The 24034-nt window shown below is 73.6% G+C and carries 26 protein-coding genes; 9 read left to right on the top strand and 17 right to left on the bottom strand.

The window, feature by feature from the left end:
• Window position 1: 1 nt before the first annotated feature.
• Window positions 2-682, bottom strand: a complete 681-nt coding sequence (locus CP983_RS20790) for a TetR/AcrR family transcriptional regulator (RefSeq protein WP_150501068.1) — start codon at window positions 680-682, stop codon at window positions 2-4.
• Between the two features lie 122 nt (window positions 683-804).
• On the opposite strand from CP983_RS20790, the gene CP983_RS20795 reads away from it, so the two are divergent.
• Complete coding sequence (locus tag CP983_RS20795; protein ID WP_150501070.1) at window positions 805-2472, top strand: MFS transporter; 1668 nt, start codon at window positions 805-807, stop codon at window positions 2470-2472.
• 214 nt (window positions 2473-2686) lie between these two features.
• On the opposite strand, the gene CP983_RS20800 is transcribed toward CP983_RS20795, so the two are convergent.
• The 6 genes from CP983_RS20800 to CP983_RS20825 all read right to left on the bottom strand — a co-directional run bounded on the left by CP983_RS20800 (window position 2687) and on the right by CP983_RS20825 (window position 11356).
• Window positions 2687-3343, bottom strand: a complete 657-nt coding sequence (locus CP983_RS20800) for a TetR/AcrR family transcriptional regulator (protein ID WP_150501072.1) — start codon at window positions 3341-3343, stop codon at window positions 2687-2689.
• A gap of 65 nt (window positions 3344-3408) precedes the next feature.
• Window positions 3409-4656 (bottom strand): sensor histidine kinase, encoded by a 1248-nt coding sequence (locus CP983_RS20805; RefSeq protein ID WP_150501074.1) that lies wholly within the window; start codon window positions 4654-4656, stop codon window positions 3409-3411.
• 111 nt (window positions 4657-4767) lie between these two features.
• Complete coding sequence (locus tag CP983_RS20810; protein ID WP_167537740.1) at window positions 4768-6972, bottom strand: MMPL family transporter; 2205 nt, start codon at window positions 6970-6972, stop codon at window positions 4768-4770.
• Between the two features lie 161 nt (window positions 6973-7133).
• Complete coding sequence (locus CP983_RS20815) at window positions 7134-8648, bottom strand: vWA domain-containing protein (RefSeq protein WP_229914992.1); 1515 nt, start codon at window positions 8646-8648, stop codon at window positions 7134-7136.
• Window positions 8645-9895 (bottom strand): AAA family ATPase, encoded by a 1251-nt coding sequence (locus CP983_RS20820; RefSeq protein WP_150501077.1) that lies wholly within the window; start codon window positions 9893-9895, stop codon window positions 8645-8647. The genes CP983_RS20815 and CP983_RS20820 overlap by 4 nt, the downstream gene beginning before the upstream one ends.
• Before the next feature lie 51 nt (window positions 9896-9946).
• Entirely contained in the window at window positions 9947-11356 is a 1410-nt protein-coding gene (locus CP983_RS20825; protein ID WP_150501079.1) for a hypothetical protein, read from the bottom strand.
• A 233-nt stretch (window positions 11357-11589) separates the two neighbouring features.
• On the opposite strand from CP983_RS20825, the gene CP983_RS20830 reads away from it, so the two are divergent.
• Window positions 11590-12528 (top strand): expansin EXLX1 family cellulose-binding protein, encoded by a 939-nt coding sequence (locus CP983_RS20830; protein ID WP_150501081.1) that lies wholly within the window; start codon window positions 11590-11592, stop codon window positions 12526-12528.
• A gap of 15 nt (window positions 12529-12543) precedes the next feature.
• Here the strand turns inward: CP983_RS20830 and CP983_RS20835 are convergent, their stop codons facing one another.
• The 4 genes from CP983_RS20835 to CP983_RS20850 all read right to left on the bottom strand — a co-directional run bounded on the left by CP983_RS20835 (window position 12544) and on the right by CP983_RS20850 (window position 14714).
• Window positions 12544-13074 carry a hypothetical protein gene (locus tag CP983_RS20835; RefSeq protein WP_150501083.1) on the bottom strand — a complete coding sequence of 177 codons (531 nt, stop codon included), beginning with the start codon at window positions 13072-13074 and terminating at the stop codon, window positions 12544-12546.
• Window positions 13058-13552, bottom strand: a complete 495-nt coding sequence (locus CP983_RS20840) for an RNA polymerase sigma factor (RefSeq protein ID WP_150501085.1) — start codon at window positions 13550-13552, stop codon at window positions 13058-13060. Before CP983_RS20840 ends, CP983_RS20835 begins: the two co-directional genes overlap by 17 nt.
• Window positions 13553-13683: 131 nt before the next feature.
• Window positions 13684-14319 (bottom strand): class F sortase, encoded by a 636-nt coding sequence (locus CP983_RS20845; protein ID WP_167537741.1) that lies wholly within the window; start codon window positions 14317-14319, stop codon window positions 13684-13686.
• Complete coding sequence (locus tag CP983_RS20850; protein WP_150501087.1) at window positions 14316-14714, bottom strand: Tat pathway signal sequence domain protein; 399 nt, start codon at window positions 14712-14714, stop codon at window positions 14316-14318. The genes CP983_RS20845 and CP983_RS20850 overlap by 4 nt, the downstream gene beginning before the upstream one ends.
• A 178-nt stretch (window positions 14715-14892) precedes the next feature.
• Here CP983_RS20850 and CP983_RS20855 point away from each other — a divergent pair, with 178 nt between their 5' ends.
• The 6 genes from CP983_RS20855 (at window position 14893) to CP983_RS20880 (ending at window position 18385) form a co-directional block, all read left to right on the top strand.
• Window positions 14893-15315, top strand: a complete 423-nt coding sequence (locus CP983_RS20855) for a DUF6153 family protein (protein WP_373309881.1) — start codon at window positions 14893-14895, stop codon at window positions 15313-15315.
• 108 nt (window positions 15316-15423) lie between these two features.
• Complete coding sequence (locus CP983_RS20860; protein ID WP_150501089.1) at window positions 15424-16056, top strand: DUF305 domain-containing protein; 633 nt, start codon at window positions 15424-15426, stop codon at window positions 16054-16056.
• Between the two features lie 286 nt (window positions 16057-16342).
• A complete protein-coding gene (locus CP983_RS20865) occupies window positions 16343-17170 on the top strand; it encodes a class I SAM-dependent methyltransferase (protein ID WP_150501091.1) in 828 nt (275 codons plus the stop codon).
• Between the two features lie 30 nt (window positions 17171-17200).
• Complete coding sequence (locus tag CP983_RS20870; protein WP_107904860.1) at window positions 17201-17650, top strand: VOC family protein; 450 nt, start codon at window positions 17201-17203, stop codon at window positions 17648-17650.
• Between the two features lie 68 nt (window positions 17651-17718).
• Window positions 17719-18087, top strand: coding sequence for a DUF6479 family protein (locus CP983_RS20875; RefSeq protein ID WP_125529253.1), 369 nt, complete (start codon window positions 17719-17721; stop codon window positions 18085-18087).
• 109 nt (window positions 18088-18196) lie between these two features.
• Entirely contained in the window at window positions 18197-18385 is a 189-nt protein-coding gene (locus tag CP983_RS20880; RefSeq protein ID WP_163016870.1) for a hypothetical protein, read from the top strand.
• Here the strand turns inward: CP983_RS20880 and CP983_RS20885 are convergent.
• The gene (locus CP983_RS20885; protein ID WP_229914993.1) at window positions 18345-18938 is read right to left on the bottom strand and encodes a DUF7144 family membrane protein; all 594 of its coding nucleotides are present in this window, start codon (window positions 18936-18938) and stop codon (window positions 18345-18347) included. The genes CP983_RS20880 and CP983_RS20885 overlap by 41 nt on opposite strands.
• Window positions 18939-19114: 176 nt before the next feature.
• Here CP983_RS20885 and CP983_RS20890 point away from each other — a divergent pair, with 176 nt between their 5' ends.
• Window positions 19115-19573: an FxLYD domain-containing protein gene (locus tag CP983_RS20890; protein ID WP_150501093.1), complete on the top strand. Its 459-nt coding sequence runs from the start codon at window positions 19115-19117 to the stop codon at window positions 19571-19573.
• Between the two features lie 36 nt (window positions 19574-19609).
• Here the strand turns inward: CP983_RS20890 and CP983_RS20895 are convergent, their stop codons facing one another.
• The 5 genes from CP983_RS20895 to CP983_RS20915 all read right to left on the bottom strand — a co-directional run bounded on the left by CP983_RS20895 (window position 19610) and on the right by CP983_RS20915 (window position 23833).
• A complete protein-coding gene (locus CP983_RS20895) occupies window positions 19610-20356 on the bottom strand; it encodes a class I SAM-dependent methyltransferase (protein WP_150506756.1) in 747 nt (248 codons plus the stop codon).
• 146 nt (window positions 20357-20502) lie between these two features.
• Window positions 20503-21285 (bottom strand): ABC transporter permease, encoded by a 783-nt coding sequence (locus tag CP983_RS20900; RefSeq protein WP_150501095.1) that lies wholly within the window; start codon window positions 21283-21285, stop codon window positions 20503-20505.
• Window positions 21282-22271 (bottom strand): ATP-binding cassette domain-containing protein, encoded by a 990-nt coding sequence (locus CP983_RS20905; RefSeq protein WP_107904865.1) that lies wholly within the window; start codon window positions 22269-22271, stop codon window positions 21282-21284. Before CP983_RS20905 ends, CP983_RS20900 begins: the two co-directional genes overlap by 4 nt.
• A gap of 110 nt (window positions 22272-22381) precedes the next feature.
• Window positions 22382-23221, bottom strand: coding sequence for a DUF4097 family beta strand repeat-containing protein (locus CP983_RS20910; RefSeq protein ID WP_150501097.1), 840 nt, complete (start codon window positions 23219-23221; stop codon window positions 22382-22384).
• 93 nt (window positions 23222-23314) lie between these two features.
• On the bottom strand, window positions 23315-23833 hold the full coding sequence (locus CP983_RS20915; RefSeq protein WP_150501099.1) for a hypothetical protein: 519 nt from the start codon (window positions 23831-23833) through the stop codon (window positions 23315-23317).
• Between the last annotated feature and the right edge of the window lie 201 nt (window positions 23834-24034).

A 24034-nucleotide genomic window follows, 5' to 3' on the forward strand; every position in this document is an offset into this window, starting at 1 on the left:
GTCAGTGGTGTCGTCGGGCCGCCGGGTGGGGGCCCGGGGCGTGCAGGCGGCGCACAGTGGCGGTGGCCGTTGCGCTGTCGACGCCGGCGGCGATCAGCGCGGAGGTCGCGGCGCCCGAACCGTCGTCGGCCCAGATCCCGGCGTTGACGGTGCCGAGCAGGGCGAGCAGATGGGCCTCGACGGCGGCGCTGAGCGGGCCGGCCGGGACGACGGCGTGGAAGACGCCCCGGCGCTGCCCCTCGGCGAGGATGCCGGCGACCGTCTCGCGGGCCGGGGCGAGGAGTTCGCTCAGGTGGTCGGGGCCCAGGTCCTGGGGGGCGAGCCCGATGAGCGTGCGATAGGCGTCACCGACCGGCCAGAGGGTGAGGACGAACCGGGCCAGGGCGCTCGCGGGGTCGTCTTCCACGCCGTCGCCCCGCCCGGCGTCGAGCGCGCTCACGTCCGCCATCGCATGTCCGATCGCCTGCACCGCGTCCTCGGCGAGACCCCTCACCAGTGCCGCGCGCCCCGCGAAGTGGGTGTACAGGGTGCGCCGCGCCACCCCGGCGGCCTCGGCGATGTCGCCGAGGCTGCTGTCGGGGTTGCGGCCCAGTTCCCGCAGGGCCGCGTCCAGGATGCGGGCGCGCGTGGCACGGGTCCTGCGGCGCTGTCGTGCGGGTGGCCGGTCGGTGGGGCTGCTCACGGCGGCACCTCGGTGCGAGGGGAGGGGTTCAGGGGGGCTGACCGAGATATTTGCACATCGGCGAGCAAGAAACTAGTCTGCTCATCGATGTGCAATTAACTCGCAGCCCCCTGGGAGTCCCCGTGCCCTTCCTTGCCAACACACCCGTCGAGAAGATGACCGGGCCGTACACCCGGCGCTGGTGGGCCCTGCTCGTGCTCTGCCTGAGCCTGCTGATCGTCGTCATGGCGAACACGTCACTGATCGTGGCCGCGCCGGACATGACCCGGGATCTGAACCTGAGCAGCAGCGACCTCCAGTGGGTCATCGACGGCTACACCGTCCCGTACGCCGCGCTGATGCTCGTGCTGGGCGCGATCGGCGACAAGTACAGCCGTCGCGGCGCGCTGGTCACCGGTCTGCTGATCTTCGCGGGCGGTTCGGTGATGGGCAGCCTCGTCGACGAGACGGCCCTGGTCATCACCGCCCGCGCGGTCATGGGCGTCGGCGCCGCCGTCGTCATGCCGGCCACCCTGTCGCTGCTGGTCGCGATCTTCCCGCGGGAGGAACGCGCCAAGGCCATCACGGGCTGGACCGCCACCTCGGGCCTCGCCATCGCCGTCGGCCCGCTGGTCGCCGGCTGGCTCCTCGGCGACCACGCCTGGGGCTCGACGTTCCTGATCAACGTGCCCATCGCGATCGTCGCCGCCGTCGGCGCGCTGGCGCTGGTGCCGCCGTCGAAGGCACAGGGCATGGGACGGATCGACTACGTGGGCGGTCTGCTGTCCATCGTCTCCGTCGGCTCGCTGGTCTACGCGGCCATCGAGGGCCCGCACTTCGGCTGGGGCCCCGGCCCGGTCGCCGCGGCCGTGGCCGCCGGTGTCGGTCTGCTGGCCTTCGTCGCCTGGGAGCTGCGCCACCCGCACCCCATGCTGGACGTGCGCAAGTTCGCCCAGCGGCCGTTCGGCGGCTCGATGCTCGCGGTGCTGTTCTTCTTCTTCGGCACCTTCGGCGCCCTCTACTACGCCACCCAGTACCTCCAGTTCGTGCTCGACTACGACGCGCTGGAGACCGGCGTACGGCTGCTGCCGCTGGCCGGTGCCGTGTTCGTCGGCGCCGCGGTGACCGGGCGGCTGACGCCGAAGCTCGGGGTGAAGGCCATGGTCGCCACCGGCATGCTGATCGGCACGGCCGGCGTCCTGCTGCTCACCCGGATCGAGTCGGGCTCGACGTACACCGACTTCCTGGCGTCACTGCTCATGCTGGGCTTCGCGATCGGGCTGAGCGTGTCCCCGGCCACCGACACGATCATGGGCTCCTTCCCGGAGTCCGAGCTGGGCGTCGGCGGCGGCGCCAACGACACCTCGCTGGAGCTGGGCGGCGCCCTGGGCATCGCGATCCTCGGCTCGCTGCTGGGCACCGCCTACCGCGACAAGCTCACCGACCTGGTCGGCGGGCAGCTCCCGCACACCGCGCTGGAGGCGGCCAGGGATTCGGTGGGCGGCGGGCTCGCGGTGGCCCAGGAGGTCGCGAAGAACCCGGCGGGCGGGGCTCAGCAGGCCCAGACCCTGGTCGACGCCGTCCACGAGGCCTTCGCCCACAGCGTCGCCCAGACCAGCCTGATCGGCGGGATCATCATGGCCGCCGGCACGCTGATCGTCCTCGCGGTCCTGCCGGGCCGCCGGGCGGCGCGGCCGGAGCGGGCCGCGGCCGGCACGACCGATGAGTCCGGGCGGTCGCGGGAGTCGGAAGAAGCAGAGAAGTCGACGGAGTCGACCGAGCCGCAGGAGGCGCGCTCGGGCACCGCCTGAGCGACAGCCACCCCGGAACGGGCCGTGCCTTGAGCGGCGCACGGCCCCGGACGGTGCCGGGAGGGGACGCCCGGCACCGTCCTTCTTTCCGTCCGGCTCCGGCGTCCGGCTCCGGTCGTCCTACGGCCCCGCTCATCAGGCCACACCGGAAGGGACGCGCCCAGCGCCGAGCCGCCGACCGTCCCGGCCCGGCCCGCTCGTCCTCCCGACCCGCTCAGTCGTCGGAAGCGTCCGGCTCCGCCTCGAAGGCCGGCGCGACCGCCTCGACCACGGACTTCGCCCGCTCCTCCGGCACACCGGCCGCGATCAGCAGGGCGACGGCGACCCGCGTCCCGTCGTCCTCCAGCAGCCCGTCGTTGACCGACTCCAGCAGCGCGACCGTCATGGCCTCCAGGCCGCCGCTCATCGCCTCGGCCGGCAGATGCGTGTGGAAGACACCGTCGCGCTGCCCGCGCTCCAGGATCGCCGTGGCCGTCGCACGGGCCGGGGCCAGCACCTCGGCCACCCGCTGTACGCCCAGGTCGCGCCTGGCCAGCGCCAGCAGCAGCCGGTAGCGGTCGCCGACCGGCCACAGCGAGAACACGAACCCGGCGAACGCCCGCTCGGCCGGCACGGTCTCCGCGAACGCGGTCCCCTCCGTCAGCGCACTGCGCAACGCCTCGGACGCCTCCTCCGCGAGTGCTTCGAGCAGCGCCTCGCGCCCCGGGAAGTGACCGAACAGGGTGCGCCGTACGACACCCGCGGCCCGCGCCAGCTCCTCCAGCGTGACGTCCGGGTTGCGGCCGAGCTCCTGGCGGGCCGTGGCGAGGATGCGCTCCCGGTTGGCCCGCGAATTGCGCCGCAACGGCTCGCGGGCGACGGGCTTGGTCACGGGAACCTCGATGGATCGGATGCGGACGGGTGTACGCGGATTCTCGCACGCGGTGTCCGCACCGCTCAGGCCGTCGCCTCCTGCTGTCCGGCGCCGTGCGGCTGCAGCGGCAGGGCGGTGGTGACCTCGAAGCCGCCCTCGGGGCGGGGGCCCGCGCTGAGTTCGCCGCCGATGGACTGGGCGCGCTCCCGCATGCCCATGACGCCGAAGCCATGGCTCTCCGCGCTCCCGTTCAGAAGGGCGCGGGTGGTGGCGGGGCCGTCGTTGGTGACGGTGATCTGGAGGCGGGAGCCGGAGTAGACGAGCCGTACGCAGGCGGCTTCCGTGGTGGCGTGCTTGGTGACGTTGGTGAGGGCCTCCTGCACGATGCGGAACGCGGTCAGGTCCACGCCGGGGGACAGCGGCTGCGGGTCTCCTTCCGTGGCGACGGTGACGGTGACGCCCGCGGACGCGCAGGCCGTGACCAGCTCGGGCAGCCGGGTCAGTCCGGGCGACGGCTCCAGAGGCGCGGAGTCCGGGTCGTCGTTCTGCCGCAGCAGCCCCAGCGTCGCCTTCAGCTCGCGCAGCGCGGAGGAGGTGGTGCCGGTGAGGTCGGTGAGGATCTTCTGCGTCTGCTCCGGGTTGGTGAGCGCGAGGTGCGCGGCCGTGCCGGCCTGGGCGTTGGCCAGGGCCATGTGGTGGGCGACGACGTCGTGCAGTTCACGGGCGATGCGCATGCGCTCCTCGGTGACCCGCAGCCGGGCCTCCTCCTCGCGGGTGCGTTCGGCGTGCTCGGCGCGGGCCTGGACCGCCTTGAGGTAGGCGCGGCGCAGCCCGGTCATGTTGCCGACGGCCAGCGGCAGCAGCAGCCAGAAGAACGGGCCGATGGTCCTGAGCAGCAGCGACAGATGCTCCATGGAGTCGGAGATCGCCGCCGCGATGATCACGCCCACCATGGTGGTGATGCCGAAGGCGCGGGTGGTCCTGCGGTCGGTGAGGGTGGCCAGCCAGTACAGGGCCGCCATGACGGGGGCCAGCAGCAGCGGGGTCAGGAGATAGCCCAGCGCGATCACGACCATGGTGCAGGCCGCGTTCACGACGACGGCCGTCCGCGGGTGGCTGCGGTGCTTCAGCAGGGCGAGGCAGGCGACGCCCATCAGGCAGGAGGCGGTCCCGTCCTGGTCCGGCGGGTCGGCGCCGGGCAGGGTGAGCATGGCGCCGAAGGTGGCGCAGCCCATGAGCGCCGCGACCAGGACCAGGTCGACGACGAAGGGGTGACGGCCCGCGAACTCGTCGAGGCGGTCCGCGTAGCGCCGCTCCGGGGTGGTGGTCATCGTGCTCTCCGGTCGGTGGGCTTGGTCCATGGTGTCCGCCCCGGCCGGGAACGGCCGACGGGACCGCCCGTGTCCTTCGTCACGGACGGTCCCCGGGAGCGGACGGGCGGATCAGGTGCGCGCCACTTCCAGGTCGGCCGGTGCGGGGTCCGGCGCCTCGGACCCGCGGCCGAGGGCCTCGCCCTCCACGTCGACGCGGGGCAGGATCCGGTCCAGCCACTTCGGCAGCCACCACGCCTTGTCGCCGAGCAGGGCGAGCACGGCGGGCACGATCGCCATCCGGACGACGAACGCGTCGAGCAGGACGGCGGAGGCGAGCCCGAAGCCGATCATCTTGATCATCGAGTCGCTCTCCCCGATGAACCCGGCGAACACCGCGATCATGATCAGGGCGGCGGCCACGACCACGCGGGCACTGTGCCGGAAGCCGGACGTGACCGCCTGTGCGGCGGACTCGCCGTGGACGTACGCCTCCCGCATCCGGGAGACGAGGAAGACCTCGTAGTCCATGGCGAGTCCGAAGACGATGCCCACCAGGAAGATCGGCATCAGGCTCATGATCGGCCCGGTCTGCTCCACGCCCAGCAGTTCGGCGCCGTGCCCCTGCTGGAAGACCACGACGACCGCGCCCAGGGAGGCCAGCACCGACAGCAGGAAGCCGGCGGCCGCCTTCAGCGGGACGAGCAGCGAACGGAAGACGACCAGCAGCAGCACGACCGCGAGGCCGACGACGACGATCAGGTACGGCACCAGCGCGGCCTGCACCTTGTCGGCGATGTCGATGTTCATCGCGGTGGTGCCGGTGACCTCGAAGGTCGCCCCGGTCTCGGCCTCCGTCGCCGGGCGCTCGCCCCGGATGGTGGTCACCAGGTCCTTGGTCTTCTCGTCGGTGGGCGCGGTGGACGGCACCACGGAGAAGACGGCGGTGTCGCCGGCCTCGTTGAAGCGGGCCGGGGAGACGGACACGACCCCCTCGGTGCCGGCGATCTCCTCGGAGACGGTGGTGACGGCGCCCTTGGCGTCGCTGTCCCCCTTGGCGTCCACGACGACGGTCAGCGGCCCGTTGAAGCCCGGCCCGAACGCCTCGGCGAGCGCGTCGTAGGCCCGCCGCTCGGTGGTGGACGTCGCCTTCGCCTCGTCGCCGGGCATGCCCAGCTGGAGCTGTGTCATCGGTACGGCGAGCGCGCCGAGGCCCACGACGCCGAGCAGCAGCACCGGTATGGGCCGGCGCAGCACGAACCGCGCCCAGCGGGTGCCGCCGTTGCTGTCGGCGCTCACCTCCATACGGCCCTTCCTACGGGCCCGCCTCGGGAGCACGGCGTTGGGCCAGAAGCCGAGGAACGCGGGGACCAGCGTGAGCGCGATGAACACGGCGACGACGACGGCGCCCGCCGCGGCCAGGCCCATCTTGGTGAGCATCGGGATGCCGACGACGGACAGCCCGGCGAGCGCGATGACGACGGTGAGCCCGGCGAAGACGACCGCGGAGCCGGCCGTGCCGGCGGCGAGTCCGGCGGCCTCCTGGGGAGTGCGCCCCTTGGCGCGTTCCTCGCGGTAGCGGGAGACGACGAACAGGGCGTAGTCGATGCCGACCGCGAGGCCCAGCATCATCGCGAGGGTGCCGGTCGTGGTGGACAGGCCGAGCGCCTCGGCCAGGACGAGGATCGTGGCCATGCTGACGCCGACTCCGACGACGGCTGTCAGCAGCGGCAGCCCGGCGGCGGCCAGCGAACCGAACGTGACGAGCAGGACCACGGCGGCGATCGCCATGCCGATCACCTCGGCCGCCCCGCCCGCGCCGCCGCCGTCGTCCATGGCGCTGCCGCCGGCCTCGACGGTCAGTCCGCTGTCGCGGGCGTCGTCGAGCGCCTTCCCCAGATGGCTGCGGCTCGCGTCGGTGAGGTCGTTGGAGGCGACCTTGTAGGTGACGGTCGCGTACGCGGTCGTGCCGTCCCTGCTGACGGCCTTCGCCCGGAACGGATCGACGACGGACGCCACTTGCGAGCCGTCGCCCAGTTCGGCCACGGCCTCCTCGACGGCCTTCTTGTTGTCGGCGGCGGTGACCTTCTCGCCGTCCGGCGCGACGAAGACGACCCGCGCGCTCGCGCTGTCGGCCGTCGCCCCCGGGAAGCGCTCCTCCATCAGGTCGAACGCCTTCTGCGACTCGATCCCCGGCATGGAGAAACCCTCGTCGGCGGCGCCCGGGGCCTTCAGCGCGCCCAGGCCGACGGCGGCCAGGACGGCCGCCCAGACCAGGGCGACGTACCAGCGCCGCCGGAAGGCCAGACGGCCCAGTCGATACAGGAAAGTAGCCACGGCAAGGGGTCTCCACATCTGGGACTCGAACGTGTGCCCAGGCTCTCGGGGAGGGGGGTGCCGTGTCGTCGTGCGGCTGCCGACAATCGCCGGTACTGAGAATGCAGTACGGGCGGGTGGTGGGTCCGCCGGGAGTACGAGCGCCCGATGGGACCCAGGTCTCACCTGCCCCTGGCACCCGCCCCGATCTCGACCACCCGTGCCCAGGCCGGCGGGGTGTCCGGCGTGTACTCGGGGGCGTCCTCGCCGCGTGAGCGGCCGCGCGAGCGGGGGAAGCGGGGGAAGAGCCCCACGACCGTCCGGCACGGCGGCCGGGTGCTCGGCCATGGGGTCTGACCGTCCGTCAGGGCGACGACGACATCGGGCCGGGGCCGGGCCCGCAGCGCCGTCGCGAAACCCTCGCGCAGATCCGTGCCGCCGCCCCCGACCAGCGGAATCCCCTCGGCGCGGCACACCCGGTGCACGCCCCCGGCCGCCGCGTCGCACGACACCACGCTGACCAGGTCGGGACGCCCGCCCACGGCCCGGGAGATCGCGGCGACTTCCAGCAGCGCGCTGCCCAGTTCGGCGTCGCTGACCGAGGCGGAGGTGTCGATGACGACGCAGACGTGCGGCGGCCGGCGCCGCAGGCTCGGCAGTACGGCGCCGGGCACGGAGGCCGAACGGCGCGAGAGCCGGCCGTAGGTGTAGTCCTCGCCCGCGCCGGGTCCGGAGGCGGCCGACCGTACGGCCGCGCCGAGCAACTCCCGCCAGGGCTGCGGCGGATGGAACGCCTCCTCCGCCCACCGCTGCCAGCTGTCGGGGGCGCTGCCCGGACGGCCGGTGATGCCCTGCGCCACCCGGAACCGGACGGCGTCCCGTTCCTGGGAGCTCAGGCCGTGCGCGCCGTCCGGCCCGAGGTCCCACGCCCGCTCCAGGCCGTCGGCGCCGCTGCCGCAGTCCAGCCAGGCCAGGTCCTGCGTCCGCGGGCCCAGCCGGAACTGGCGCAGATAGTCCTCCATCAGCTCGCCGTCGCGCAGCATCAGGCTCGCCGGGTCGACGGCGCCCTCGGGGCGGGCCAGTCCGTCGCCGTACACGTCGTCGTTGATCTCGCAGTCCGCGGCGATGTTCATCCGCAGCCGCTCCCCCGGCCCGGTCAGCCCGCGCTCGCGTGCCACCCGGTCGCCGCGCGTGTGATGGTCGCGCAGCAGATGCGACACCTCGTGCACCCACACCCCGGCCAGCTCCTCGACCGGCGTCCGCGCCACGAACGCCGGCGACACGTAGCACCGCCAGTGCCGGTCGACGGCCATCGTCGGCACCGACCTCGACTCGACGACGTGCAGCGCGAAGAGGGCGGTCGCCAGATAGGGCCGCACCCGCACGGCATGCAACCGAGCGGAAAAGAGCTTGTCCCGGTCGAGCGACCCAACGCCGGGAGCGGGCGGCGAGGACCGCTCGCGCTCCGGGCGCCCGGCCCGGTCGCGGGCAGGGTCGGGGAGCCGGTCACCGGCACGGGCCGGGGGCCTGTCACGGTCGGGGCCGGGCGACATGCTGGGGTCGGGCGGTGAGGGCCGCTCGCGGTGCGGGAGCCCGGTCCGGTCGCGGGCCGCGTCGGGGAGCCTGGCGGCGTCGAGGGGCCGGGCTCCGTCCTGATCTCCGGGCGCGGCTTCCGCGCGGGCGTGGTCGGGAGTCATCGGCGGGCCTTCTGCTTCTCTGCGATCGCTGTTGTCCGGGCCGCCGCTCGGTCCGCGCGGTGGGACAGGGTCACCACGCCGGAGAGGCGTTCGATCGTCGCCGGGACGTCCCAGTCCTCCTGGCGCAGGGAGGCGAGGGTGCTCGCGGGGACGACGACCAGGTCCGGGGCGCCGGTCTCCAGGGCGCGGACCAGCAGGGCCCAGGCCGCGTCCCAGCGGGACCTGTCGGGCCGGGTCCGTACCGCCTCCACCACCGCGTCCAGCGCGGCCTGCCGCAGATCCCCGCGCTCGGGCAGCTCGGCGCGCGCGGGGTCGGCGAGCAGCAGTTCCGGGTCGGGCAGGTCCATCCGGTCCACGCACGCCAGCAGTTCCAGTCCCGGCCCGTCGCCCACGGTGCCCCGCACGAGCATCGACAGCACCTCCCGCGAGGACCCGGCGGCGGTGGCGAAGGCGACCAGGGACTGGGTCATCTCCCAGCTGCGCGGCGACGGCCAGGCACCGCCCCGGCGCGCCTCCCCGCTCGGCAGCCGGTGCACGAGCGCCGGCCGTCCGGACAGCAGCCCGTGCACCGCGCGCCGCGCGAAGTCCACGGCCCCGGCCAGCTTTTCGGGGTCGAGCCGGGGCAGGGTCGCCCGCGGCCAGGTCCCGCCGAGTCCGCGTACGACGACCTCGTGGTCGTGGGCCCATTGCAGATGCACGAACCGGTTGGCCAGCGGCGCGCTCAGCTCCCAGCCGTCGGCGGCCGAGGAGCGCGGGTTGGCGGCGGCCACGATCCGCACCCCGGGCGGCAGCCGCAGCGCGCCGACCCTGCGCTCCAGCACCAGCCGCAGCAGCGCGGCCTGCACGGCGGGCGGCGCGGTCGACAGCTCGTCCAGGAACAGCAGTCCCCGCCCGGCCCGCACCAGCCGAACGGCCCAGTCCGGCGGGGCCATCGGCACGCCCTGCTCGGCGGGGTCGTCCCCGACGACGGGCAGCCCGGAGAAGTCGGAGGGTTCGTGGACGCTGGCGATCACCGTGGTCAGCGGCAGGTCGAGTTCGGCGGCGAGCTGGGTGAGCGCGGCCGTCTTGCCGATACCCGGCTCGCCCCAGAGCAGGACGGGCAGATCGGCGGCCACGGCCAGCGTGAGGGCTTCGAGCTGGGGGTCGGGGCGGGGTTCGGTCGTGGTGTCCCGAAGGAGCGCCAACAGGTCGGCGGCCACGTCGAGTTGGGAGGCCGAGGGCGAGGAGGGCAGGGTGGAAGCAGGCATGTGTCATCACCGTGGGTCTGTGCGGAGCGGGCAGAGGATCGGTCGCGCGGGTCAGGAGAAGGTCGCGTGCCGCGGGCGGGCCCGGTGGGCGCCGGAGCGACGGGGGACGCGTTCGTCGTAGCGGACGGGTCCCGGCCGGGGGCCGGCCAGCCCGGCCCGGAAGAGCCCGTAGGCGACGCGGCGCCGCGCGATCGCCTCCAGCTCGTCCCGCAGCGCCCCGGCCCGCAGCACCGCGTCCGGCCCCAACAGCCCCTCGACGACGGCCAACGCCCCGGCGATGTCGCCGTGCCCGAGGCGTTCGCGGACGTCGGGCAGGCACTCGGGACGGCGGTGCGCGTCGTCGATGGCCCGGAGACAGGGCAGCGGGGTGCCGGTGAGCGCGGCGAGGAGTTCCTCGCGCCGGATCTCGTCGGGCGCGTGGTCGAGGGGCGCGAGCACGCCGTCGACCAGCCCGATCCGATGCCGGTCGCCGCGGCACGTCACCCACCGCGCCGATCCGTGTCCCTCGGCGGGCCGTGCGCTCCGGGTCCCGGAACGCTCCGGTACGAGCGCGGAGGCGACCAGCGGATGCAGCCGGCCGGCGTCGATCGCACCGGCCCGCAGCAGCTCCAGATCGGGCAGGACCCAGGTCGCGGCATCGGGCAGCACGGGCAGGGAGGGCGACGCGCAGGCACGGCGCCCGGCGGACTCCACGATCCGCGGCCCGCCCGCTCCGTCCCCGTCCCCGGGCACCTCCAGCAGGACCCGGTGCCGGTCCCCCAGCCGCACGACCACGGCACCTCGGGTGCGTCCCTCGGCGCGCAGCAGCAGCGACGCCTCGTCGGCCCACCGGTCGACGGCACAGAGGGACCCGTACGGCACGCCGCCGCCCGGCAGATCGGGACCCGCCCCGGCCCCGGCACGGATCCGCAGCTCACCGGCGCGGCGGGCGTCCCAGAGATGCCGGTGCAGATCGAGCCGGAACCGCCGGCTGGGCCGGGGATGCGGGTGGGGAGGGGCAGGTCCGTCCGGCGGCGCTGCACCGCCGCGCCCGTGTCCCCCGTCCCACAGCGCCAGGCTGATCCGCTGGCCGGCGTCCGCCCACGCGGGCGGAGTCCGCACCACGAGTTGCAGCGGCTGCCGGCGCCCGCGTCCCGTGCCCCCGTAACGGGCGAGCGCGAGGGTCACCCCGGGGCGCAGCAGTCCGTCGGGGGCGATCCGGGGCATGTGCCAGCGCAGCAGGTCGGGGGCCAGGGCGCGCAGGTCGTCGCGGACCCGGGCGGCGGCCTCCCGCCCGTGGTCACGGGCCAGGGAGCGCAGATTGAGATCGACGTCGATTCCCGCGGCGGCACAGGCCCCCGCCCAGTCCCCGGCGAGCCGGCGGGCGGTCGCGGTCTCGATCATGGAGGCCGGCACGGCGAACTCGCGCACGCGCGGCCAGAAGGAAACCCAGGGTTCCCCGTTCGCGTTCGGAGTGCCCATCAGCACTCACCTTGCGCGGACGGGACCCCCGATCTGTCAACAGAATGAGTCGTCATCGCGGCGAGAGTAACTCCCCGCGCGCGGACGGCGCGAGGGATTTAACCGGGTCGGACGCACCCCTATGACGCACCCCGACAACGCACCCCCCCCCAAAAAAACGCGCGGCAACCTTTCCGCCCTCGGCGACCACTGACACATGGCCAGCTCTCACCGAACCGCGTAAGGACCCACCCGTGGCATCCAGTCCCCGTTCCCGTCCCCATCGCCGGTCCCCGGACAAGCGGCGCACGGCCGCCGTCTGCGCCGCCGTCGTGGCGGCCGTCGCCGTGGCCGTGTCCCTGGTCGTGGCCCTGCGCCCCGACGGTGGGACCGAGGCGGTCGCGTCGACGGCCGCGCCGGCCGCCGCCACCGCCCGCTCGGCCACCCCACACTCGACACCCGCCCGGAAGCCGAAGCCGACGCCCGAGCCGACGTCCACACCGAAGAAGCCGGCGCCGAAGCCCACCGAGGCGTCCCCCACCGCCACCCCTCGACCCGCCCCGGCCTCCGCCCCGTTGGCGGGACGGATACGCCCCGGCGTCGACCACAAGGGAACCGCAACCTTCTACGACACCGGAGACGGCGACGGCGCCTGCCTGTTCGGCCCGACCGACGACGTCATGACCGCGGCGATGAACACCACGGACTACGAGACCTCCAAGGCCTGCGGGGCGTACGTCCAGGTCCGTGCGGCGAGCGGCGCCACCGTCACGGTCCGGATCACCAACGAGTGCCCCCTGCCCTGCGCCCCCGGCCAACTCGACCTCAGCGCCCAGGCGTTCGCCACGCTGGCCGCGCCCGTCACGGGACAGATCCCGATCACCTGGCGGCTGCTGAGCCCGGCCGTCTCCGAGAAGATCTCGGTCCGCTACAAGACCGGCTCCAGCCGCTACTGGTGCGAGATCCAGGCGGTGGGCCACCGGAACCCCCTGGCCCGCCTGGAGGTGCGGACGGCCGGCGGCTGGCAGCGGCTGACGCGCACCGAGTACAACTACTTCCTGTCCGAGCAGGGCGCGGGCTGCGGGGCGGCGATCCGGCTCACGGACATCTACGGCGAGACGCTGACGGTCGACGGGCTCGCGATACGTCCCGACGTGGCGCAGCCGACCGGGCTCCAGTTCGCGGCGCACTGACCCGCCGCCACCTGACTACCCGGCGGACGGTGTCGCCTCGTCGCCGGTCCTGCGCGTCGGCTCCGTCGACGGCCGTGCCGTGGGGGTCGGCATCGCGTCCGGAGTCCGGGAACCCACAGCCTGTGGATCGCGGGTGGGCTCCGAGGTCGGTGTCCCGGGCCGCGCGGTCGGCGTCGGGGCCGCCGTCCTGCCCTGGGACGGGGTGCGGGCCGCGGACGCCGAGGGACTCGGGCTGGTGGGCGAGGGGGAGGGCACTGTCGTGCGGTCGCTCGTGGGCGGGGGTGCGAGCGGCGGCGCGGGGTTGACCGGCCCGTCCGGGCGGCCCGAGGTGAACGGCAGCGCGACCAGCAGCGCCACGGCGCAGGTCACGCCCACCCCGGTGGCCGTACGCAGCAGGCGTCGGCGGGACGCCTTGCGGCGGACGGTCTCGTAGTGGCCGGGGGGCGGGGCGAGGTGGTCCGCAGGCGGGCGGAGGATGACCGCGAGGGGGTCGTCGGGGGCGAACTCCGGGCCGTCCACGTCGTCCTCGTCAAAGCGTGTGGTCAAGGCTTCTCCTCAGGTGGACGCGGAGCAGTTCACGGGCCGCGTGCAGGTCGGCCTTGACGGTCCCTTCCTTGCGTCCGGTCAGCACGGACACCTCCCGGATCGGCATGTCAGCGTAGTAGTGGAGGAGGATCGGGGTGCGGAGCCGTTCGGGGAGGGACTGGACCAGCAGGCGCACCGAAGGGTCCGCCTGTTCCGCGTGCGCGTTGTTGACGGCCGCCTCCGTCGTGGCTCGCCGCATCGCCCGGCGCTCGCGCTCCAGTTTGCGCCAGTGGTCCCGGACCAGGTTCGCGGCGGTGACGTAGAGGAAGCCGCGCGGTTCCTCCACCCGGTTCCAGCGGGCCCACAGCCTGGTGAAGGCCTCGGAGGCGATCTCGTGCGCCGTCTCGTCGTCGTCGACGAGACGGCGGCACCAGCCCGCCAGGCGCGGGTACAGGGCAGCGAACAGCTCGGACGCTGCCCTGTCTCGGGACCGTTTCAACGCACTCCATGATCGGGACGGCGGATCGGCATTCGTGGGCCCGGCTCCGGCGGGCTCATGAGGGAGGATGCCGGGCCGTCGGCTCGCGTTCCCACGGCCGCCCGGCCCGGCTCCGGATCCCTCTTCCTCGGTCAAGGGGTTGCCGGGCTCAGCGACGCGAACACGATCACGTTGTCGCGGTACTCCTGGCCCTCGCGCGGGCCCCCACAGGTGATCAGACGCAGCTCCGGGCGGTCGACGTCGCCGTAGACCTGGTCCGCCGGGAAGTCGGCCTTGGCCACCGTCCGTACGGCGCCGACCGTGAACTCCGCCGAGGAGCCGTCCTGCCTGCGCGCCACGATCCGGTCGCCCCGCCGCAGTTCCCCCAGGCGGCGGAAGACACCGTCGCCGTAGGCACCGACCGTGACATGGCCGAGGATCACCGACGGGCCGACCTCGCCCGGCGTCGGCGAGTGCCGGTACCAGCCGGCCCGGTCGTCGGCGGTGATCGGCGGCACCTCGACGGTGCCGTCCCGTGCCAGGCCGAGCCCCATGACGGGGGTGTCGACGCCGATCGCCGGGATCCGCAGCCGGACCGGCACCGAACGGCCCAGCGCTCTGGCCGAGTTCGCCGACGCCGAGGAGCCGGAGGACGAGCCGTCGCCCGTCTCCTGGTGCCCCCTCGGCCTTCTGGCGCTCGCGTCCTGCTCGGTGGCCTGTCCGGCGCAGCCCACCAGCAGCGACGCCATCGCCGCCGTGGTGAACGCCCGCCTGGAGAGCCCCGTCATGCGCCGGTCGCCCTCCGACGCCGTACGACGAACGTGGTCGCGCCGCCGGCCAGCAGCAGGGCGGCCGCGCCACCGCCGATCAGCCCGCCCTTGTCGCTCCCGGTGCCCGAGGTCGGCGTCACGCCGGTGTCGGGCGCCCCGGACGGCCGGACGGAGACCTGGCCGCTGCCCGGCGCCGGGGTCGGAGCGGCGGACGGCGCGCGGGTCGGCTCGGCCGACGGCGCCGAGGGGACGGGGGAGGGGTGCCGGGTCGGCTCGGTGGTGGGGGCCGGCGAGGCGGCCGAGGGCCGGGTCGGGACGGGGCTCGGGGTGGCCGAGTCGGCGAACGCGGGGGTGGCGGCGGCCAGGAGGGCCGTGCAGGTCAGTGCCAGGGCGCTGAACGTGGTGCGGCGCATGGACTCGCTCTCTTTCGTCGGTCCGCCGGTACTGCCGTGTCCGGCGGGCTGGGTGACGGGTCGAGCGGAGAGACGAGGCAGCGGCGGGACGGGTTGTAAAGAGATGGCAAAGTCGTCGTACGGCCGTCTGCCGGAGGTCCGTTGAGTCGCTCGCGCGCGGTCTACGTACGATGAGGGCGTGACAGCCCGTGCACAGCATCACCGTGCGCTGCGGCTCCCGATCCCGGGACCGTGGCGCATGCTTCTGCTGCTCGGGCTGCTCGCCGGGCTGTTCGGCATGCACGGACTCGGGCCCGGCGGCATGGTCGCGTCGCACTCCGCGGCGGGGCACGGGCACGCCCGCGCCATGAGCGGCCATCCGACGGCCATGACCGACGAGGCCGTCTGCCACGGCGGCGGCACGAGCGGCGGCCACGCCCAGCACGCCGACGCGACCTGCGCCTCCGGCGCCGTCGGCACCGGTCCCGCGCTCCCGGCCCTGGTGCCCGACCCGGCCGGCACCGGCGTCACGGGCGACCCCGCCCGCCGCTCCCCGGCCGCCGTGCCGGACGGCGATCGCGCGCCTCCCTCACTGGCCGAACTGCAGATCCTGCGGACCTAGGACAAGGCCGAGCCGTCCCCCGTCACGACCGGGCGTACGGCGCTCAGCCATGTCCGTGCCACGCCCCGCGAGGGCGCGGCAGCTCACGTACCCGCAGGAGTTCCCAGCATGAACAGCACGCGTACCTTCGTCCGCCGGACCGCCCTGGCCGCCACGGCCGTCACCGCCGCCCTCGTCCTCGCCGCGTGCGGCGGAGACGGCGGCGACTCGGACGCGGCCGCCGAGGCGTCCTCCTCGTCCTCCGCGAGCGCCGGCGCGCACAACGCGCAGGACGTCACCTTCGCGCAGGGCATGATCCCGCACCACCAGCAGGCGTTGCAGATGGCCGAGATGGCCGCCGACCGCGCCTCGTCCACCCAGGTCAAGGACCTCGCCGAGCGGATCCGCAAGGCCCAGGACCCGGAGATCGAGACCATGTCCGGCTGGCTGAAGACCTGGGGTGAGGACGTGCCGTCGGCCGCGCCCGGCATGGGCCACTCCGGTCACTCCGGCGGCTCGGGGATGGCCGGGATGATGGACGCGAAGGACATGGACGAGCTCATGAAGGCGTCGGGCAAGGCCTTCGACACCCTGTTCCTCACCCTCATGGTCGAACACCACGAGGGCGCCGTGGAGATGGCCGAGAGCGAGAGGGCCGAGGGCCGCTACGCCCCGGCGACCGAGCTCGCGGACGCCGTGGTCACCGCCCAGACCGCCGAGATCAAGGAGATGAACAAGCTGCTCGGCAAGACCGCCGGCTGACACCCCGGCGAGCGGCGGCCCTCTCCCGTCCCCGGGCCGCCGCCCGCCGCCCCCTTCATTGCAGCCCCGACAACCTCCGGTACGACTGCCCCGGCCCCGCCCTGCCCACGATCACCGCGCACGCCGGACGCGCCGCGCAGTCCGCGGCGGGGCGGGGCGGGGTGCCGCGGGGTGTCCATGGTCGGGCGGGGGCGGCGGCGCGTGCGGCGGCCGATCGTCGTTCGCGGTGCCTCTTTGACAGCCGCGGAGGTTTCGGTGCCCGGCGGTGCGGAGGATCGTTGCGGGTATGACAGAGCAGCGCTTCGACGTGTGGTCGTCGGGAGCCGCCTACGAGCGGTACATGGGCCGGTGGTCCCGGGCCGTCGCACGCCGGTTCCTGGCCTGGCTCGACCGCCCGGCCGGTCTGCGCTGGCTGGACGTGGGCTGCGGCACGGGTGCGCTGTCGGCACTGGTGACGGAGCTGCACGACCCGGACCGGGTGCTGGGCTGCGACCGCTCCGAGGCCTTCGTGGCCACGGCCGCCGCCGCGCCGGTCCGCGCGGCCGGCTTCGTCGTGGGGGACGCCATGGCGCTGCCCGTCCGCGACGGCGTGTTCGACGTGGCGGTCAGCGGCCTGACCCTGAACTTCCTGCCCGAACCGGCCGCCGCCGTAGGGGAGTTGACGCGAGCCGTGCGCCCCGGCGGGCAGGTCGCGGCGTACGTCTGGGACTACGGCGAGGGCATGGGCTTCCTGCACGCCTTCTGGACGGCGGCCACCGCGACCGACCCGGCCGCCGCCGCGCTGGACGAGGCCCGCCGCTTCCCCGGCTGCGGCCCGGAGGCTCTCCACAGGCTGTGGACCGACGCGGGACTCGCCGACGTCTCGACGACCCCGGTCGAGGTGCCGACGCTCTTCGCGGACTTCGCCGACCTGTGGGACCCCTTCCGCACCGGCCAGGGCCCCGCCCCGGGCTACGTCGCCACCCTCGCGCCGGCCGCCCGCGACCGCCTGCGCGACGCCCTGCACGCGCGGGTGCCGATCGCGCCGGACGGTTCCGTCCCGCTCACGGCACGGGCCTGGGCGGTGCGGGGCGTACGGCCCCCGCGGAATCAACCGCCGTCGCGACCGGGTTGACCGAGGACGACCGTCGAAGAGGAGCCGCTCATGTCCGAGTCCGCAAGCCCGGCCGAACGCCCCGCCCGCGTCCACGAGCTCCGTCTGGTGGTCACGGCCGCCGACTACGACGAGGCGCTGCGTTTCTACCGGGACGAGCTCGGGCTCCCGGAGCGTGCCGCGTTCTCCTCGCCCGACGGCAGGGTGACCATCCTGGACGCGGGCCGGGCGACCCTGGAGCTGACCGACCCGAACCACGCCGGCTTCATCGACGAGGTGGAGGTCGGCCGCCGCGTCGCCGGGCACATCAGGGTCGCCTTCCAGGTGGACGACTCCGCGGCCGCCACCGCGAGACTGGCGGCGGCCGGGGCCGAGGTCCTGGCGGAGCCGACCCGTACGCCGTGGAACTCCCTCAATTCGCGCCTCGAAGCGCCGGGGGCCCTTCAGCTGACGCTGTTCACGGATCTGGGGGACGAGGAGGAGTGGGAGGAACGCGCGTAGACCCGCCGGGGCGCGGAACCGTCCGTTCCTCCGGGAGCTTATTCGACCGTTTCGGTGATAATTGGGGCATGAGTACGGCGACGTTTGAACTCGCGGCCACGTCGAGCGAAGTACTCAACGTGATCGCCGCCTTCGTTGGTGGAATGGTCATCGCCGGCGCACTGGTCTGGGCGGTGCAGTTCGGCATGCGGGTCCGTGACAGGGAGCTGCCACGGCCCACTCCGGATGAACAGACGCACCTGCCCGACACCGGACCGGTCCATGAGCTCCGGGAGGTGCGCGAACCCGACGAGGTCCCGCACGCGGAAGGCCGGGAACGCCTGCTTCCGCACGACCTGCACCATGCGGGCAGCAGACGGAGCGAGGACCAGAACCGCAAACGCTGGCTTCCCGGCAAGAGCGGTTCCTTCGGCGGCGGCGGAATAGGCCACGCCTGAGCCGCACCACCTGAGAGCCCGAGCTTTCCGGCAGGGCCGGAATTCGGGCGACGGAAGCCATGGCCCGATGCCACCCTGTCCGCATACGGACGGGGTGGCTGGGGGTTGAGTGAGCAGGCGACGTTTCGTGGCCAGGGGGGTGCCCGGCGGCTATCGCATCTGGGACAACCACGGCCGCCGTTTCTGGGGCGACCTCTACGAGCTGTGCCCCGACGACCTGCTGACCGAGCTGAACGGCCGCAAGGACCCGGCCCGGGTCAGCGAGCTGCTGCGGCGTTACCGCGCTTTGAAGCGCTAGCCGCGTCCGAGTGGCGGGAGACGTCCGGGGCCAGGGCCAGGGCGAGGATCACGAAGAAGTCGATGCCCACCATGATCACGGACCAGACCGGGGTGTACGGCAGGAACAGGAAGTGGGCGACCATGCTCAGGGACGCCAGGAAGATGCCGGTGATCCGCGCCCACCAGGCTCCCTGGAGGATGCCGGCGCCGGCACCCAGGGCGAGAACGCCGAGGCCGAGCAGGATCCAGCCCCATGCCGTGAGGTTGGCCTTGAAGATGTAGTCGCCGATACGGGCGTACACGTCGTCCGCGGCGATGGCGGAGATGCCCTGGAGGATGGCCAGCAGCCCGTTCACCAGCATCAGCACACCGGCGAAGACGAGTCCGCCGGTGATCCAGTCGGAGGTGGGGGCGCCGCCGGACGCGGTGCCCGGTTCGGTGCCGGCCCCGGCGGACGGCCAGGTCGCCCGGGACGTACCCGATCCACCGGGCTCGCCGGCCGCCCGGGACCCCGGAGGGCCATGGGCGGCATCGCTGGCATGCGACTGCGGCTGCGACTGCTGCTGGCTCATGGCTGCCGTACCCCACTTCTCGCGTGTTCCCGCGGTCGGGTTCCTGGGTCGGTACGACGATCGGCCGGACAGGGGGCGCCCACCACGGGGGAGACGCCGATCGGGTGACGCCCGGCGTGCGGTGGGGCCGGTGCGGATCTTCACTGGAGGGACCGGAACGCACCCTTGGAGCCCGCATGCCCGCTCACCGCCCCCACCGGCGAACGACCACGACCCTCCTGGTGACCCTCGCCCTGGCCGTCACCGCCCTGACCTCCTGCTCGGACGACGAAACGCCCACCTCGGTGGCCAGCAAGGCAGCGTCCGCCTTCGCCTCGGCGACGGCGGAGGCGGGCCGCCAGTTCGACGAGATCAAGGGCGGCATCGACGCGAAGGGCTCGGTGCAGGCGGGCGACATCACGACCGACTCCGACGGCCGCGCCTCGGTGGACGTCACGGTGGAGAACACGACCGACTCGACGAAGTCCTTCGCCGTCCAGATCGACTTCAAGGACGAGGACGGCAACCTCCTCGACGCGTCCGTGGTGACGGTGTCGGACGTCGCGGCGAACCAGTCCGGCAAGGGCACCGCCCGCAGCACCCGCGACCTGAGCGGGGACGTACGGGCGGAGGTGGAGCGGGCGGTGCGTTACTAGCCGGCGGCCCCGCCGTGCGGCTCGTCGCGCTCGTCGTCAGGCCCGGCAGCGGAGCATCACCAGGGGCGGATTGGCGAGGACGTCCGCCCAGAAGTCCGCGCCGAACTCCTCCAGGCCGGCCTCGGACACCTGGAGCGGCACCCACGCCAGGTCGCCGAATCCGGCCGCGCGCAGGCACTTCTCGTAGACCTCGCGGCGCGGGCAGGTGCTGACGAACGAGATCGGCTGCGGGTCGAGCAAGGCCGTGATGCGTACGCGCGGACCGGTCTCGGCCTCCTCGCCGGTCAGCTCGCTGCGGAAGCCGTACCGGTCCAGGGGCGGGCCGTCGAAGCGGTAGTCGGGCCTCTGGTTGAGCAGGAAGAACTCACCGCCGGGCACCAGGCTGCGGTGCACGGCGCGGCACATCCGCTCCATGGCGGCGGTGTCCTCGGCGTAGTTGAGCAGCTGGACCGCGGTCGCGACGTCGTAGCGCCGTTCCAGCGGGCGCAGTTCGGCGACGTCGCCGACCTCGTAGCGCACGCCCAGCGGCGCGCTCCGCTCCAACTCCTCGGCCACGGCGACCATTTCGCCGGAGATGTCGATCCCTAGCACCTCCGAGGCGCCCCGCCGCGCGAACTCCCTGCTGTAGAAGCCGGTGCCGGAGGCCAGGTCGAGGACCGCCTTGCCGCGCACGTCCCCGACCAGGGCCAGGAAGCTGGGCACCTCCCCGTACCGGGCCAGCGGCAGGGACTTGAACCCCTCGAACGCCTCACCGATGTCGTCGTACTGCTGCCGCACGCTCACTGCGATGTCCTCCCCGTTGTCGCCGGTCACTGGCGGGCAGTCTTCCGGCGCCCCGGCGCGGGGCCGTACTGGCGGAAGCCACGAAGATCCGGGCAGAGGTCCGGCTCCGGGTACGAACCCGGAGCCGGACCTGTGTGTACGTACGTTCAGCGCTTGGTGGTGCTGCTGAACAGCGAGCGCGACCAGACGTAGCCGACGAGGGCGATGCCGGCGCACCAGGCGAGCGAGATCCAGCCGCTGTTGCCGATCTCCGAGCCGGAGAGCAGACCGCGCAGCGTCTCGGTCATCGGCGTGAAGGGCTGGTTCTCGGCGAACCAGCGCAGGCCCGGGGCCATCGAGCCGGCCGGCACGAACGCGGAGCCGAGGAACGGCAGGAACTGGATGAGCAGCGGCTTGTTGCTCGCGGACTCGACCGTCTTGGAGATCAGGCCAAGTGCCGCCGACAGCCAGGCCACCGCGAACGCGATGGCGGTGACCAGGCCGGCCGCCGCGAGCCACTCGACAGGGTTCGCGTCGGGGCGGAAGCCGAGCGCGAGCGCCACGCCCACCACCAGGACCAGGCTCACCACCGTCGTCAGGACGCTGCCGACGACATGGCCGGTCATGAACGAGGAGCGCGTGATGTTCATGGTGCGGAAGCGGTTGATGATGCCCTCGGTCATGTCCTGGCAGACCGCGATCGAGGTCGACATGGCGCCGGCCGCGACGCCCATGATGATGATGCCGGGCGTCAGATACTCCAGATACGCGTCCCGGCCGCCGCCCATGCCGGCGCCGATCGAGTCCCCGAAGGCGTACACGAACAGCAGCAGCATCAGCAGGGGCATCATGACCGGGCCCAGGGACACGGCGGGATAGCGCAGCGCGTGCTTGAGGTTGCGCCGCAGCATCGTCCTGGAGTCGTGCACGGCGTGGGCGAGGGTGCTCATCGCAGGGTCTCCTTCATGTGGAGCGGGGTGCCGGAGGTGCCGTCGCCGGTCAGGGCGAGGAACACGTCGTCCAGGTCGGGGGTGTGCACGGAGAAGTCGGCGGCCCGGATGCCGGCGGCGTCCAGCCGGTCCAGCAGGGCGCGCAGCGCGTCGAGGCCGCCGTCGCCGGCCACGCGCAGGGCGAGGTTCTCGTCGTCGCGGGCCGCGCCGGGGAAGGCGGCGCCCGCACGCTCGTACTCGTCGGGGTCGGTGAACCGCAGCCGTACGTGGCTGCCGGGGATCTGCGCCTTGAGTTCGTCGGCGGTGCCCTCGGCGACGATCCGGCCGCCGTCGAGGACGGCGATCCGGTCGGCCAACTGGTCGGCCTCCTCCAGGTACTGCGTGGTGAGGAAGACGGTGACACCGCCCGCGACCAGCGAGCGGACCGTGTCCCACATGGTCCGGCGACTGCGTGGGTCCAGCCCGGTCGTCGGTTCGTCCAGGAAGATCACCTCCGGGTCGCCGACCAGCGTCATGGCGAGGTCGAGGCGGCGGCGCATACCGCCGGAGAAGGTCGCGGCGCGGCTCTTCGCGACGTCCGCGATCCCGAACCGCTCCAGCAACTCCCTTGTGCGGGCCGCGCCTTCACGCCTGCCGAGGCGCAGCAGGTCGGCCATGAGGAGGAGGTTCTCCTCGGCGGTGAGCAGGTCGTCGAGCGCGGCGAACTGGCCGGTGACGCCGATCGCGGCACGTACGCCGTCCGGTGACGTGGTGACGTCGTGCCCGGCCACCTGGGCCTGGCCGCCGTCGGCGGCGACGAGCGTGGACAGGATCTGCACGGTGGTGGTCTTGCCGGCGCCGTTGGGTCCGAGCAGCGCGAACACGGAACCGGCCGGGATGCGCAGGTCGATGCCGTCGAGGACGGTCTTGTCGCCGTACGACTTGCGCAGGCCGATGGTGGAGACGGCGGCGGGCGGCGGACCGTCACCTCGGCGCGGACTGGGCATGGGCATGACAGAAGAAGGCATGACGCCCTCCGTTCGAAGGCTTGGGTGGGTGGGGGCCGATCAGGGACGGGGCGCGCGGGCTCCGGTGGGGCCGGTGACGGATCGGGCGCTCAGGCCTTGGCGCGGAGGATGTCGATGTTGCCCCAGTTGCTCCGGGCGCGGACCTTGACGGTGTCCTCGGTCCGCTCCGGGGCATCGGAAGCGGCGAGCGCGTTGCGCACCTGCCCGCGGCTGGAGCGGACGTCGAGCCAGGCGGCGGTGCCCGTGCGGATGCCGACCTCGATCGAGCCGGTGGCGGTCTCCAACTGGACCTCGCCACGGGCGACTTCGCCGACGCGGAGGGCGCCGTTGGTCGTGGTGCCGGTGACCGAGGCGCCGGCGCGCGAGACGTCGACACCGCCGTTGGCGCCGCTGACCCGCAGGTCGCCGGTCACGGTGCCGACGGTGATGGTGCCGTGCGAGTTCTTCAGCACCGCGGGGCCCTCCACCGTGCCGACGCGCACATTGCCGGTGCTGCTGGTGATCTCGGCCGCGCCCTCGACCCGGTCCACGGTGGCCGTGCCGTGGGCGGCGGTCAGGGTCAGCGGGCCGGTGGTGTCGAGGCGGATGTCGCCGAGCGAGGCCTTGACCCGGACCTCGCCGAGCCGGCCCTCGCCGAGCACGGACCAGGAGTCGCTCACGTCGACGCGTGAGCCCGTGGGCAGTTCGACCGTCACGTCGACGACGCCGCTGGGGCCGATCAGGCGGCGCTCCTTGGTCCTGACGGTCAGGACGCCGCTCGCCCAGGTGACCTCGGTCTGCTCGGCGGCCCGCACGTCCTTGTCCCGCTTCGGGTCCCGGGGCCGTACTTCCACGACGGTGTCGACGCGGTCGCCCGCGGTGAGACGGATGGAGCCGGCGGCCACGTGCGCGGTGACGGAGATCGGTTCGGGAGAGTCGAAAGTAGGCATGGCTGTACCGTCCTCATGGGTCCTTGGGGCGTCCCCGCAGGTGGGACGTGGTGTGGGTGAAGTGGCTGTGCCTGGTGCGACGGGCGGGCGCGGCTAGCGCACCCAGCCCGTGAAGCTCTGGCCGACGCTGTGGGTCGTCTGGTGCGTACGCGGCCGTGTGCCGCCGTCGACCGCCGCCGACACTGCCCGCACCAGCCACGCGTTGACCGACAGGCCCTCGCGTCCTGCGGCCTCCTCGGCGCGCGCCTTGAGGTTGGCGGGCAGACGCAGATTGACACGGGCGGTGCCGCCCTCGTCGGCGTCGGCCGGGGCCGGGTGGGCGAGGGCATCGGCGGGCGCGGTCGGCTCCACGGGGGCGCCGCTGTCGGTGGGCGGCAGCGTCACCACGAAGTCGGGGTCGAGCCCGCGCAGCCGTACGTCGACCGAACCGGGGGCGAGCTCACGGGTGATCTCGTCCATCGCGGCGGAGAGCACGTTGAGCATGGTCAGCCGGGTCGCCGACTCCAGCGGGGCGGTGAGTCGCTCGGCCAGCTCTCGCGCGTCCTCCCCGCCGGCCTCGGCGGCCACCGCGAGTTCACGGCGGAGGTTGTCGACATACGGGGTGAGGTCCATGACGCCATCATGGCACCACAGTGGCGCCACCCGCAAGCCTTCTTGACGCCACAGGCGGTCCGAGCGCACCCATCAGCCCTCTCACCTGCGAAAATGTAGGGAAAATGGCCGATGCCATTACGGCACCACGTGCACCTTGACGTCACGGAATGCCGCGCGTGACACCGCGGTGGCACCAGATGGCACCACCTAACACCACTG

Source organism: Streptomyces chartreusis (genome assembly GCF_008704715.1).
Taxonomy (GTDB): Bacteria; Actinomycetota; Actinomycetes; order Streptomycetales; family Streptomycetaceae; genus Streptomyces; species Streptomyces chartreusis.

What these genes read in the sequence shown, in the direction of transcription:
- CP983_RS20805 (WP_150501074.1), bottom strand. Translation starts at nt 4,656, where the DNA reads ATGACCACCACCCCGGAGCGGCGCTACGCGGACCGCCTCGACGAGTTC.
- CP983_RS20815 (WP_229914992.1), bottom strand. Translation starts at nt 8,648, where the DNA reads ATGACTCCCGACCACGCCCGCGCGGAAGCCGCGCCCGGAGATCAGGAC.
- CP983_RS20820 (WP_150501077.1), bottom strand. Translation starts at nt 9,895, where the DNA reads ATGCCTGCTTCCACCCTGCCCTCCTCGCCCTCGGCCTCCCAACTCGAC.
- CP983_RS20825 (WP_150501079.1), bottom strand. Translation starts at nt 11,356, where the DNA reads ATGGGCACTCCGAACGCGAACGGGGAACCCTGGGTTTCCTTCTGGCCG.
- CP983_RS20845 (WP_167537741.1), bottom strand. Translation starts at nt 14,319, where the DNA reads ATGACGGGGCTCTCCAGGCGGGCGTTCACCACGGCGGCGATGGCGTCG.
- CP983_RS20850 (WP_150501087.1), bottom strand. Translation starts at nt 14,714, where the DNA reads ATGCGCCGCACCACGTTCAGCGCCCTGGCACTGACCTGCACGGCCCTC.
- CP983_RS20860 (WP_150501089.1), top strand. Translation starts at nt 15,424, where the DNA reads ATGAACAGCACGCGTACCTTCGTCCGCCGGACCGCCCTGGCCGCCACG.
- CP983_RS20865 (WP_150501091.1), top strand. Translation starts at nt 16,343, where the DNA reads ATGACAGAGCAGCGCTTCGACGTGTGGTCGTCGGGAGCCGCCTACGAG.
- CP983_RS20870 (WP_107904860.1), top strand. Translation starts at nt 17,201, where the DNA reads ATGTCCGAGTCCGCAAGCCCGGCCGAACGCCCCGCCCGCGTCCACGAG.
- CP983_RS20875 (WP_125529253.1), top strand. Translation starts at nt 17,719, where the DNA reads ATGAGTACGGCGACGTTTGAACTCGCGGCCACGTCGAGCGAAGTACTC.
- CP983_RS20885 (WP_229914993.1), bottom strand. Translation starts at nt 18,938, where the DNA reads ATGAGCCAGCAGCAGTCGCAGCCGCAGTCGCATGCCAGCGATGCCGCC.
- CP983_RS20890 (WP_150501093.1), top strand. Translation starts at nt 19,115, where the DNA reads ATGCCCGCTCACCGCCCCCACCGGCGAACGACCACGACCCTCCTGGTG.
- CP983_RS20900 (WP_150501095.1), bottom strand. Translation starts at nt 21,285, where the DNA reads ATGAGCACCCTCGCCCACGCCGTGCACGACTCCAGGACGATGCTGCGG.
- CP983_RS20905 (WP_107904865.1), bottom strand. Translation starts at nt 22,271, where the DNA reads ATGCCCAGTCCGCGCCGAGGTGACGGTCCGCCGCCCGCCGCCGTCTCC.
- CP983_RS20910 (WP_150501097.1), bottom strand. Translation starts at nt 23,221, where the DNA reads ATGCCTACTTTCGACTCTCCCGAACCGATCTCCGTCACCGCGCACGTG.
- CP983_RS20915 (WP_150501099.1), bottom strand. Translation starts at nt 23,833, where the DNA reads ATGGACCTCACCCCGTATGTCGACAACCTCCGCCGTGAACTCGCGGTG.